General features: G+C 34.9%; 12 protein-coding genes. 7 read left to right on the forward strand and 5 right to left on the reverse strand.

Going from position 1 to position 11,473, the window contains the following annotated elements; translation table 11 throughout:
- The first annotated feature begins 9 nt into the window (after window positions 1-9).
- Window positions 10-1,131, forward strand: coding sequence for a TlpA disulfide reductase family protein (locus MTX13_RS01265; protein WP_250432559.1), 1,122 nt, complete (start codon window positions 10-12; stop codon window positions 1,129-1,131).
- A 50-nt stretch (window positions 1,132-1,181) separates the two neighbouring features.
- On the opposite strand, the gene MTX13_RS01270 is transcribed toward MTX13_RS01265, so the two are convergent.
- A complete protein-coding gene (locus tag MTX13_RS01270) occupies window positions 1,182-1,832 on the reverse strand; it encodes a rhomboid family intramembrane serine protease (protein WP_250432560.1) in 651 nt (216 codons plus the stop codon).
- Window positions 1,833-1,894: 62 nt separating this feature from the next.
- On the opposite strand from MTX13_RS01270, the gene MTX13_RS01275 reads away from it, so the two are divergent.
- Window positions 1,895-2,776, forward strand: a complete 882-nt coding sequence (locus MTX13_RS01275) for a lysophospholipid acyltransferase family protein (RefSeq protein ID WP_250432561.1) — start codon at window positions 1,895-1,897, stop codon at window positions 2,774-2,776.
- On the opposite strand, the gene MTX13_RS01280 is transcribed toward MTX13_RS01275, so the two are convergent.
- Entirely contained in the window at window positions 2,773-4,278 is a 1,506-nt protein-coding gene (locus MTX13_RS01280) for an aminotransferase class V-fold PLP-dependent enzyme (protein WP_250432562.1), read from the reverse strand. The genes MTX13_RS01275 and MTX13_RS01280 overlap by 4 nt on opposite strands.
- 26 nt (window positions 4,279-4,304) lie before the next feature.
- The gene (gene glmM / locus MTX13_RS01285) at window positions 4,305-5,693 is read right to left on the reverse strand and encodes a phosphoglucosamine mutase (protein ID WP_250432563.1); all 1,389 of its coding nucleotides are present in this window, start codon (window positions 5,691-5,693) and stop codon (window positions 4,305-4,307) included.
- A 73-nt stretch (window positions 5,694-5,766) separates the two neighbouring features.
- Between glmM and MTX13_RS01290 the strand changes: the two genes are divergently transcribed.
- From MTX13_RS01290 to MTX13_RS01310, 5 genes are read left to right on the forward strand one after another with little or no spacing between them, the layout of a single operon-like run.
- A complete protein-coding gene (locus MTX13_RS01290; protein WP_250432564.1) occupies window positions 5,767-6,375 on the forward strand; it encodes an acyl carrier protein phosphodiesterase in 609 nt (202 codons plus the stop codon).
- The gene (gene ggt, locus MTX13_RS01295) at window positions 6,372-8,078 is read left to right on the forward strand and encodes a gamma-glutamyltransferase (RefSeq protein WP_250432565.1); all 1,707 of its coding nucleotides are present in this window, start codon (window positions 6,372-6,374) and stop codon (window positions 8,076-8,078) included. Before MTX13_RS01290 ends, ggt begins: the two co-directional genes overlap by 4 nt.
- Window position 8,079: 1 nt before the next feature.
- Window positions 8,080-8,748, forward strand: coding sequence for a DNA alkylation repair protein (locus MTX13_RS01300; protein WP_250432566.1), 669 nt, complete (start codon window positions 8,080-8,082; stop codon window positions 8,746-8,748).
- On the forward strand, window positions 8,745-9,638 hold the full coding sequence (locus MTX13_RS01305; RefSeq protein WP_250432567.1) for an ATP-grasp domain-containing protein: 894 nt from the start codon (window positions 8,745-8,747) through the stop codon (window positions 9,636-9,638). The genes MTX13_RS01300 and MTX13_RS01305 overlap by 4 nt, the downstream gene beginning before the upstream one ends.
- A gap of 1 nt (window position 9,639) precedes the next feature.
- Entirely contained in the window at window positions 9,640-10,356 is a 717-nt protein-coding gene (locus tag MTX13_RS01310; RefSeq protein ID WP_250432568.1) for a hypothetical protein, read from the forward strand.
- 1 nt (window position 10,357) lies between these two features.
- Here the strand turns inward: MTX13_RS01310 and MTX13_RS01315 are convergent, their stop codons facing one another.
- Together MTX13_RS01315 and MTX13_RS01320 are read right to left on the reverse strand one after the other, a co-directional pair.
- Window positions 10,358-10,885, reverse strand: a complete 528-nt coding sequence (locus MTX13_RS01315; RefSeq protein ID WP_250432569.1) for a hypothetical protein — start codon at window positions 10,883-10,885, stop codon at window positions 10,358-10,360.
- An 8-nt stretch (window positions 10,886-10,893) separates the two neighbouring features.
- Window positions 10,894-11,445: a pyridoxamine 5'-phosphate oxidase family protein gene (locus tag MTX13_RS01320; RefSeq protein WP_250432570.1), complete on the reverse strand. Its 552-nt coding sequence runs from the start codon at window positions 11,443-11,445 to the stop codon at window positions 10,894-10,896.
- Window positions 11,446-11,473: the final 28 nt, after the last annotated feature.

An 11,473-nucleotide genomic window follows, 5' to 3' on the forward strand; every position in this document is an offset into this window, starting at 1 on the left:
ACAAAACACATGATTAAAAAAATTTTAGTTGCAGCTTTAGTACTATTTACCATCTCTTGCGAAAAAGAAAACGACAGTTTTCTTATTAAAGGAAAAATAGATTCCTTTTACAGTGGCAGAAAAATTAAGTTGGTAAAACTTGATAGGATAAAAACTGTAACTATCGACTCCACAATAATAACCAATGGAAAATTAGAACTCAAAGGTTCTGTGGAATCGCCAGACTTGTATTATATTTTTATTGACAACTACAAAGGTTCGTTTCCTTTGATTGTTGAGAATGAAACCATGAATATTGAATTCAATAAAGATACAATTGCAAATTCTATTGTTACGGGAAGCAAAGAAAACGACATTTTTAAAATCTATCAAGATTTCGCCAAGCCATTACGAGATCAAAATGCCAAACTAAACCAACAATTTCGCGTAGCCCAAGCCAATAATGATATGCAAACCATGCAACAAATTAGGGCGAAATATGATAGCCTGGTAAAGGTGAATAACGACAAGAGTATTGAAAACATAAAAAAGTACAACAACGCTGCAATAAGTGCTGTAATGTTAGAGGACTTTTTAAATGCTAAAGTTGTTACGGCAAAAGAAGCTGAAGAGATTTACAATACCTTTACCCAAGATGTAAAAAACACACGTTCTGGCAAGGAAATAAAACGCATTGTTGATGCTACTATAGCCACTGAAATAGGCAGTGTAGCTCCAGAATTTTCTGGAACAACACCAGAAGGTAAAACCATTGCCTTAAATGATATTAGGGGCAAAGTCACCATTGTAGATTTTTGGGCTTCGTGGTGTGGACCATGTAGAAAAGAAAACCCTAATGTAGTAAAGGTATATAATAAATATCATGAAAAAGGCCTGGAAATTATAGGCATTTCTTTAGATGGCAACAAAAGACAGAACAACCCTAAAGAAGCGTGGTTAAAAGCTATAGAGACTGACAGCCTAGATTGGCATCATGTGTCCAACCTACAGTATTTTAACGACCCAATTGCAAAGCTGTACAATATAAACGCCATTCCTGCTACATTTATCCTTGATGAAAATGGTAAAATAGTAGCCAAGAACTTAAGAGGTCCAGCATTGGAACAAAAAATATCGGAACTCCTAGATTAAGTGTAATAACCACAAACAAAAAAGCCTTTCACTATTGAAAGGCTTTTTTGTTATAACTTCCCTAGTTTCTTCAACACAAACAATAAAATGATTGGTAATGCCAGCAAGCCTATCATAAGTAAATTTTCCTTAAACAACCACGAGGCCAATATTAAAGTGATGACATAACCACCTATGGCACCTCCAAAATGGGCATCATGACCAATATTACCTATTTGCCTTTTCATACCATAAATAGAGTATAACAAATAGCCTATTCCAAAGATATAAGCTGGAATTGGTATGGGGATAAAAAACATAATTAAACTCATGTCTGGTTGCAATAATATAGCAGAATACAATACACCCGTAACTGCTCCACTCGCACCAACAGCGCTATAATAGTATTCATTTTTATGAAAAACCAGTGATAATAAATTTCCCAATAACAAACTACCTATATACACAACCAAAAACTTAAAGCTTCCCAAGTATGCAATAACAACATCAGCAAAAAAGTATAGGGTAAACATATTAAAAAACAAGTGGGCATTGTCAACATGTAAAAACCCAGCACTAAACAAACGAATTTGCTCTCCCCTTCTAACGGCACCAACATTAAACTTATACTTTTCAAAGAAGCTGTAATCGTTAAATCCCTTGAAGGATATCATAACATTTGCTGCTATAATAATGATAGTTATTAAACTTAAATTGCCCATAAATAGTAAACGTATAAATAGAATATAATATATATTTGTCTCTGCAAATCTAAAATTAATTCATGCAATTTCTTGCTTACATTATAATTTATCCATTTCTATGGTTAATCTCAATACTTCCTTTTAGACTCTTGTATCTCTTTTCTGATAGTGTTTACCTGTTGGTATTTTATGTTATTGGTTATCGCAGAAAAACAGTAAAAGAAAATTTAATGTTGGTTTTTCCAGAAAAGTCAGAGCAGGAAATCAAAATCATTTCCAAAAAGTTTTATCACCACATGTGTGATATGTTTTTAGAGATGATAAAAACTTTAACCATTTCCCGTAAACAACTAAACAAGCGATTTATCATAAAAAACCCAGAAAGCTTACAAAAGTTAGAAGCTCTTAATAAAAGTATTGTAGTCATGTATGGGCATTATGCCAGTTACGAATGGTCTTTTGTAGTAGAAAACCATATTACTATGAAGGGTATTGGTATTTATAAAACCATTGCAAATACATACTTTGACAATCTGGTAAGAAGACTCCGCTCACGTTATAATACCGAACTCATAGATACCAAAAAAGCCGTTGCCAGAATAACAGAATACGAAAAACAAAATATTAAATCTGTAATTGCTTTTTTAAGCGACCAATCGCCAAAAAGCTTTAAAAAATATTATTGGACAACATTCATGAACATTGAAGTACCTTGCTTTACTGGAGCCGAAAGAATAGCCAAAGATTTAGACCTATCGGTTACCTATTTAAAAATTGAAAAAGTGAAGCGTGGGCATTATGAAGCAGAATTTATAACTCTAGCTGAAAATGCTAATGACTATGCCGATTTTGATATAACCGATAAGTTTACCTACGAACTAGAGCAGCAAATAATTAAAGCGCCTGAATTTTATTTATGGACACATAAACGCTGGAAACATCGCAATAAAAAACCAGCTTAAAGCTTAAACCAATCCTCTATTATGGTATCAGCTTCAGATTTACCTTCTAATGATTTATGATTGAACTCATTTGAACTTCTATCATAGTCATAATCTAAAGCCCATTCTTTGTGATGCTTGGCGAGATCAATAATACTATCGCAAACTAACTTTATTTCAGCATCTGTTGTTGTAGGATGAATCGACATACGTATCCAACCAGGCTTACGTGTTAATTCGCCTAGTGAAATTTCTTGTGTTAATTCATGAGAGGTTTCATAATCTACATGTAACAGATAATGACCATATGTACCGGCGCAACTACAACCACCTCGTGTTTGAATCCCAAATCGGTCGTTCAGCAATTTCACACCTAAATTGTAATGCAAATCATCAATGTAAAATGAAATAACCCCTAACCTATCTTGATGCTGACCAGCCAAAATATTAATGTTATCAATAGGTTTTAAAGTCTTAAAAACATAATCAATTATCTGATGTTCGCGTTCAAGCATAGTATCAACACCCATTTGCTCTTTTAACTTAATGGCTAAAGCTGTACGTATAGTCTGTAAGAAACCTGGAGTACCACCATCTTCACGATCTTCAATATTGTCTATATACTTATGTTCTCCCCAAGGGTTTGTCCAACTCACGGTTCCGCCACCCGGACAATCTGGAATCATGTTCTTGTACAACTTCTTATTAAAAATTAATACTCCTGAAGATCCAGGGCCACCTAAAAATTTATGTGGTGAAAAGAAAATGGCATCAAGTGCTTGATTCTCGTTTTCAGGATGCATATTAATATGAACATATGGAGCAGAACAGGCATAATCCACAAAACAAACACCACCATGCTTGTGCATAAGCTCTGCTGCCTCATGAACTGGGTTTTGTATACCTGTAACGTTAGAACCATGTATAATTGAAGCTATCTTTATGGTGCAATCTTGATGTTCTACCAATAGTCTTTCTAAATTTTCCAAACTAAACAAACCATCCTCACCAGGCGGAATAACCACAACCTTGGCAATGGTTTCCAACCATGTTGTTTGATTGGAATGATGCTCCATATGTGACACAAATACAACCGGGCAAATTTCTTCTGGTACTTGAGTATGTTTACTCAAATTCTCGGGGATTTTTAAGCCTAAAATTCGTTGAAATTTATTAACAACACCTGTCATTCCATTACCTGAAACAATCAGAACATCATCATCATTACAATTTACATGCTTTTTAATAATGTTTTTAGCTTCATGGTAAGCTTTTGTCATGGCAGTGCCTGAAACTGTTGTTTCGGTATGTGTATTGGCTACATAAGGCCCAAATTCATTGCACATTTTTTCTTCAATGGGTCGATATAAACGACCTGATGCTGTCCAATCGGTATAAAGAATTTTTTTCTTCCCAAAAGGAGACTCAAATTCTTGGTCAATTCCAATAATGTTATTTCTAAACGTGTTGAAATACGATTCTAAATCAGTTGACTTTTTTAAATCGGACATTGAAGTAATCATGGCTATTAAATTATAAGGCAAAAGTACTAAATATTAGCGACAGCTTTTATTTCTGATATAATTTTATCGGCTAAAGTATCTGCCTCAACTTGAGAAGGCGCTTCAGTATAAATACGAATTATAGGTTCGGTATTACTTTTACGCAAATGCACCCAACTATCAGAAAAATCTATTTTCACACCATCAATGGTTGTTAGGTTTTCATGAGCATATTTGGTTTCCATAGCTTTTAAAATACCATCTACATCCAATCCAGGAGTCAGTTCAATTTTCTTTTTGCTCATAAAATAGTTTGGATAGGAAGCACGCAAGGCACTAACTGACATCTTTTTATCAGCCAAAAGGCTTAAAAAAAGTGCAATACCAACCAAAGCATCACGTCCATAGTGTAATTCGGGATAAATAATTCCACCATTCCCTTCACCACCAATTACAGCGTTATTCTTTTTCATAAGCTCTACTACATTCACTTCTCCAACAGCACTGGCTTCGTAAGTTCCGCCATGTTTTTCTGTTACATCACGTAAAGCTCTGGTAGAACTCATATTACTTACTGTATTTCCCGGTGTTTCAGAAAGCACATAATCGGCACAAGCCACCAAAGTATATTCCTCTCCAAACATCTCGCCTTTTTCGTCCATAAATGCCAATCGATCCACATCAGGGTCTACAACAATCCCAAAATCGGCATGTTCTTTTACAACAGCTTTAGATAAATCGGTTAAATGTTCTTTTAAAGGCTCTGGGTTATGCGGAAAATGACCATTGGGCTCACAATATAATTTCACAGGATGAACACCCAATCGTTCCAACAACAAAGGAATAGCAATCCCTCCTGTAGAGTTTACGCCATCGACAACCACTTTAAATTTGGCATCTTCAATGGCTTTTTTATTAACAAGTGGTAAATTTAAAACCTCATCAATATGCATATCAATATAGGCTTGGTTTTTAGTAATCTTACCTAAATTATCAACATCTGCAAAGGACATCTCATCAGACTCTGCTATCTCTAAAATTTTTGCTCCTTCGGCACCATTTAAAAATTCTCCCTTTTCGTTCAACAATTTAAGAGCATTCCATTGTTTAGGGTTATGACTAGCGGTTAAAATAATGCCACCATCAGCATGTTCCATTGGTACAGCTACCTCAACAGTTGGTGTTGTTGATAAGCCTAAATCCACTACATGTATACCTAAACCGACCAAGGTATTCATAACCAAATTTTGTATCATTTCACCAGAAATTCGGGCATCACGTCCCACAACAACTTTATGAGTATCTTTGTTTCGTTGTTGTTTTAACCAAACACCATAAGCTGAAGCAAATTTAACGGCATCTATTGGTGTTAAATTCTCACCAACAGTCCCACCAATGGTACCTCGTATTCCAGATATAGATTTTATTAAAGTCATGTTATTTTTTAAAATTTCAACAAATATAAGTTTTCTGTGTGTTTTCTATATTACGAATTTGTAAATTCGGAAAATGAATTTTCTCGCTCACATTTATCTTTCCGGAAACAATGAATTGGTAACCATTGGCAATTTTATTGCTGATGGCATTAAAGGGAAAAAGTACAAGAATTATTCCAATGATATTCAAATTGGTATATTGTTGCATCGTGAAATAGACAGCTTTACCGATACTCACCCAATTGTAAGGCAAAGCACAAAACGGCTACATAAAAGCTACAGCCACTACAGTGGTGTAATTGTAGATATTCTATACGATCATTTTCTAGCAAAAAATTGGTTATCATATTCCAAAACACCTTTGGATATCTATGTTGAAAATTTTTATGCTTCCCTTGAGAAAAACTTTGAAATATTACCAGAACGCACCAAAAAAATGATGCCATTTATGATTGCGGACAATTGGTTATTAAACTATGCCAATATCGAAGGTATTCAGCGTGTACTTGACGGCATGAACAGGCGAACCAAAAACAAATCGAAAATGAACAAGGCCACTACTGAACTAAATGCCTTTTATTCAGAATTTGAAAATGAATTTACACTGTTTTTTGATGAATTAATTCAATTTTCAAATGTAAAACGCGTTGAGCTCACCAAAAAAATCAATAACGAACCATGAAAAAACTATTGTTCATATTCTGTTTTGCATTTATTCTCATAAACTGTAAAAACAATTCAGAAAAAAATGTTAATCCTAAAACAAAGACCATTGGCCTTATCACTGAAAAAGCTATGGTTGTTTCCGCACGTGTTGAAGCTTCCAAAATTGGTTCTGCCATTTTACAAAAAGGCGGCAACGCTTTTGATGCCATGGCGGCAACAGAATTGGCTTTAGCCGTAGCCTACCCTTATGCTGGTAATATTGGTGGTGGTGGTTTCATGGTCTATCGCTTAAATTCGGGTGAAATTGGAGCATTAGACTATCGAGAAAAAGCCCCATTAGCTGCCACAAAAGATATGTATGTAGATAAAAATGGTAATGTTATTCCAGATAAAAGTACAGTTGGTGCCATGGCTGTAGGAGTACCTGGCACTATTGCCGGAGTATTTGCATCACATAAACGTTTTGGAATTTTACCAATTGAAGATATTATACAACCCGTTATTGATTTGGCTCGGAAAGGTGTGGTAGTTACCGCAAAACAAGAAGCACGTCTAGAGTATTTTCAACCTTACTTTAATCAAGTTAATCCACATGGTACCGTTCTGGATGGTAGTTGGAAAGAAAACGACACCATTAAATATCCTGCTTTAGCCAATACATTAAAAGCTTTAATGAAAAATGGTAAAGACGAATTTTATAAAGGAGAAACTGCTAAAATATTAGCCGAATTTATTCAAAGTCAAGGCGGTATAATTACAGAAGAAGATTTGTCTCGATATGAAGCTAAATGGCGCAAACCCATAACATTTGAATATAACGGTTTAAAAATCATTTCCATGTCGCCACCATCCAGTGGTGGTATTTGCTTGGCACAGATTATGACAATGATTGAACCTTACAAGGTATCAGAATTTGAGCATAACAGTTTAGAGTATATTCAAGTCATTACCGAAGCCGAACGCCGTGCTTATGCAGATAGAAGCTATTACCTAGGTGATCCAGATTTTGTAAACATTCCTGTTGAAAGTCTAATCAGTCAAGCTTATGTAACTGACAGAATGCAGGATTTTTCTTTTGAAAACGCAACGCCTTCAAATAAAGTCTCCCATGGAAAAGTAGACATTATTGAGAGCAATGAAACTACCCACTACTCCATTGTGGACCAATTTGGCAATGCCATTGCTGTAACAACTACATTAAACAGCGGATTTGGTTCTAAACTTTACTGTCCAGAATTGGGCTTTTTCCTAAATAATGAAATGGACGATTTTAGCAGTAAACCTGGAGTACCCAATGTCTATGGCCTTATTGGCGCCCAAGCGAACAGTATTCTGCCCGAAAAACGTATGTTAAGCTCCATGACGCCTACTATAGTTGAAAAGGATGGCGAACTTTTAATGAGTGTTGGAACGCCAGGCGGTTCAACTATTATTACTTCGGTTTTACAAACTATTTTGAATGTTCACGAGCATAATATGAGTATGCAGGAGGCTGTTAATGCTGCACGTTTTCATCATCAATGGCTTCCCGATGAAATTAGAATGGAACCAGGTAGGTTTAGTAAAGAATTAATTAGGCAGTTGGAAACAAAAGGATACATCATAAATGAAGAACGATCTCCAGTCATCGGTATTGTTGATGGTATATTAGTTACTGACGACGGCAAACTGGAAGGTGGTGCCGATTGGCGAGGTGACGATACAGCAATAGGGTTTTAAAATGACATTTATATCTGAATTACAACAAGCATTTCAATCTCAAGCTAATGATGTTTTTGCAGAGCAGATGTCTGATTATATGCTTAAAAAATTTCCATTTTATGGTATAAAAGCACCCTTACGGCGTTCGATATCTAAGCCTATTATTGAAAAACATAAACTTGAAATTCGCGATACGGTTAGAACTCTTACTTTCGATTTATATGATATTCCGCAACGTGAAATGCATATGGTAGCCATTGAGTTATTTGAAAAGCAACTACGAAAATCCTACAAAAAAGAGGACATCATACTTATTGAAAAATTAATCACCACCAACTCATGGTGGGATTCAGTCGATTTTGTTGCCAAACAAATATTGGGAAAATATTTGCTGCTTTACAAAGAAGAAATACCTACTATCATGTTACAGTTTTCAAATTCAAAAAATTTATGGTTACAAAGAAGCAGTATCATCTTTCAACTGGGCTATAAAGAAAAGACTGATGAGGCATTGTTGTTTAAACAATGTTTAATCCACAAAGAATCTGATGAATTTTTTATACAAAAAGCAATTGGTTGGGCACTAAGGGAATATGGTAAAGTAAATCCAAAAGCTGTGCTTGATTTTGTAAACAAAAACACTTTAAAACCCTTGAGTAAACGCGAAGCTATACGACGATTAATATGACAGACATTGTAATTCTTACTGACAAACGCTATTTAGAAGATTCTAAAACCGATGTCTACAAGCATAATGTATTTTACGAAGATTTCTTGGTGCAAGATGCTTTAAATAAACTAGGTTTAAAAACATTACGCCTAGCTTGGGATGATCCTGATTTTGATTGGTCTAAAACCAAGTCCGTTCTATTTAGAACCACCTGGGATTATTTTGACAGATTTAGCGAATTTTCAAAATGGTTAACTCAAGTATCCAAAGTAACTACCTTATTCAATTCTGAAAATATTATTCGTTGGAATCTGAATAAACACTATTTATTAGATTTGGAAAAAGCTGGTGTTCGCATTGCCAAAACCCATTTCATTGAAACAGGTACAAATATAAATTTGGCTCAATTACATGAGCAGCTCAATTGGGAAGAAACGGTTTTAAAACCTTGTATTTCTGGCGCTGCAAGACACACTTATAAGTTAAACTTAAACAACTTATCAGAATATGAATCTTTATTTTCAGATTTAATCACTCAAGAGTCCATGATGCTTCAACCCTTTCAACACAATATCGTATCAGAAGGTGAGTTATCATTAATGGTCTTTAACGGACAGTTTACACACGCTGTTTTAAAAAAAGCAAAAGACGGTGATTTTAGGGTTCAGGATGATTTTGGCGGAACCGTGCATGGCTACGTGCCTTCGAAAGAAGAGATTGCATTTGCCCAAAATGCCGTAAAAGCATGTCCAGAATTGCCCATTTACGCTAGAGTTGATATATTTACAGATAACGATGGACAAATAGCACTTTCAGAACTGGAACTCATTGAACCAGAATTGTGGTTTAGAAATTATCCTAAAGCTGCTGATGTTTTAGCTGTTAGTTTAAAGGCAAAAATTCAATAAAATGAAACTGAAAAAAATCCTTAAGGTAACTGCTGGATTGGTGATATTTTTCACTTTACCCAGTCTACTATTTTTTGGATTTGTTTATTTTAAATACAATGAAGATTTGCCCATTGGAGAATCTAACCAAAAGGCAGAATTATTGGCTAATAATATGTTGGAAGCCCTTAACTACGAAGCCTATAAAAACACTAATTATATTGAATGGACGTTTAAAAACCGTCATCATTTTAAATGGCAAAAAGACAAAAACACTTGTGTCGTATATTGGAAGGAATACAAAGTAGATTTAAACTTAAACAATCCTTCTAAATCTAAAGCTTATGTGCATAATTTTAAGGTAGAAGGCGAACAAGCAGAAGAACTCATAGACGAAGCCACTAATTATTTCAACAACGACTCCTTTTGGCTTGTGGCTCCTTACAAGGTTTTTGATCCAGGAACCCAAAGAAGCCTAGTAAAAACAGAAACTGGCGAGGATGCTTTATTAGTAACTTACACATCTGGAGGCACAACACCAGGTGATTCGTATTTATGGTTTTTAGACAAAGACAATAAACCCACAAAATTTAAAATGTGGGTTGACATCTTACCTATTGGCGGTTTAGAAGCTTCATGGAACGATTGGACAACTACAGAAAGCGGAGCACAATTACCAACATTCCACGAAATGTTATTTTTAGACATTAAACTTAACGATATTCAAGGAACAAAATAACCTATTTTAAACTCTGCCCTTTAAACTGTTGATCCTTTAATTTAAACAAAACATTAAACGTGGTCAAGCTACCATAAGATCTCGTTATGTACTGCTGTAAATCTATTTTCTCCTGCTCGTCCAAATTTTTACTGGAATTAATTTTCTGTTCCATAACGCGGAGTCTATCACGTACCATGGTTATTTTATGAAAGAAATTATCTATGGGCACTTCCTTGCTTTGCAAAGCGGTATCACCAGGCTCTAAAATTAACTTGCCTCCTTTCCACTTATCTGCTATATGTACAATTTCAGATACATCGCTATATCTTTTTAATATCTCCACAAGGCTACTTTCCACATCAAAAAAGCTTACCGTATCCACATCATCTTCGGCCGCTTCAATAACTTCAAATTCAGAATCAATATCTATGGTTTCCAATCCGCCATCTATAAAAGTCACCCAATAATGTTTTGAAGTTACATTCGTTACAACGCCTTTACCGTACTCTGGATGATTAATTCGTGAGCTAATTCCTAATATTTTCATGTTTATTTTTATTTTAAATTTTTCTCAATTTCAGTTTTAAAACCGTCTATACTTTGTGCGTTTTTTTCTTCCCAATACGTTTTAATTCTATCTTCACCTTTCTTCTCCATTGAAACTTTTAACTGATTACGTTCCGCTTTAAAATCCATATAAGGCACTGCATAACCACAGGATGTTTGAACCAAATCAACATCTAATTCTATTACTTGTCGCGAGCCAGCAATATTTGGAAACAGGCTTATATATTGACTATACGCGGCATCGGTATTATGGTATATTCTAGCTTGCCCATACAGCCTTAAAATATTGGGCTTACCTTCAAAAGCACAAAACATAATGGTCATTCTATTGCTCTTAAGTAAATGTGCCGCTGTTTCGTTACCGCTTCCTGTTAAATTTAACCACACAATTTTTTTAGGGTGTATTACGCGAAATGTATCCATCCCTTTAGGAGAAATGTTCACACGCCCATCAGTAGCAGCAGTACCTACAAAAAACAACTTTTGATGCTTTATAAAATCAATTTGCTTATCAGGTATTTCACTAAACTGTTTTCCCATATATAAGTTTTAAAAATATATGTCTAAA

This window comes from Hanstruepera flava (assembly GCF_023634025.1).
GTDB lineage: Bacteria > Bacteroidota > Bacteroidia > Flavobacteriales > Flavobacteriaceae > Hanstruepera > Hanstruepera flava.

Bases quoted from the DNA above. Each gene is read 5' to 3' on its own strand.
- MTX13_RS01265 (WP_250432559.1), top strand. From the start codon at position 10: ATGATTAAAAAAATTTTAGTTGCAGCTTTAGTACTATTTACCATCTCT.
- MTX13_RS01270 (WP_250432560.1), bottom strand. From the start codon at position 1,832: ATGGGCAATTTAAGTTTAATAACTATCATTATTATAGCAGCAAATGTT.
- MTX13_RS01275 (WP_250432561.1), top strand. From the start codon at position 1,895: ATGCAATTTCTTGCTTACATTATAATTTATCCATTTCTATGGTTAATC.
- MTX13_RS01280 (WP_250432562.1), bottom strand. From the start codon at position 4,278: ATGATTACTTCAATGTCCGATTTAAAAAAGTCAACTGATTTAGAATCG.
- glmM (WP_250432563.1), bottom strand. From the start codon at position 5,693: ATGACTTTAATAAAATCTATATCTGGAATACGAGGTACCATTGGTGGG.
- MTX13_RS01290 (WP_250432564.1), top strand. From the start codon at position 5,767: ATGAATTTTCTCGCTCACATTTATCTTTCCGGAAACAATGAATTGGTA.
- ggt (WP_250432565.1), top strand. From the start codon at position 6,372: ATGAAAAAACTATTGTTCATATTCTGTTTTGCATTTATTCTCATAAAC.
- MTX13_RS01300 (WP_250432566.1), top strand. From the start codon at position 8,080: ATGACATTTATATCTGAATTACAACAAGCATTTCAATCTCAAGCTAAT.
- MTX13_RS01305 (WP_250432567.1), top strand. From the start codon at position 8,745: ATGACAGACATTGTAATTCTTACTGACAAACGCTATTTAGAAGATTCT.
- MTX13_RS01310 (WP_250432568.1), top strand. From the start codon at position 9,640: ATGAAACTGAAAAAAATCCTTAAGGTAACTGCTGGATTGGTGATATTT.
- MTX13_RS01315 (WP_250432569.1), bottom strand. From the start codon at position 10,885: ATGAAAATATTAGGAATTAGCTCACGAATTAATCATCCAGAGTACGGT.
- MTX13_RS01320 (WP_250432570.1), bottom strand. From the start codon at position 11,445: ATGGGAAAACAGTTTAGTGAAATACCTGATAAGCAAATTGATTTTATA.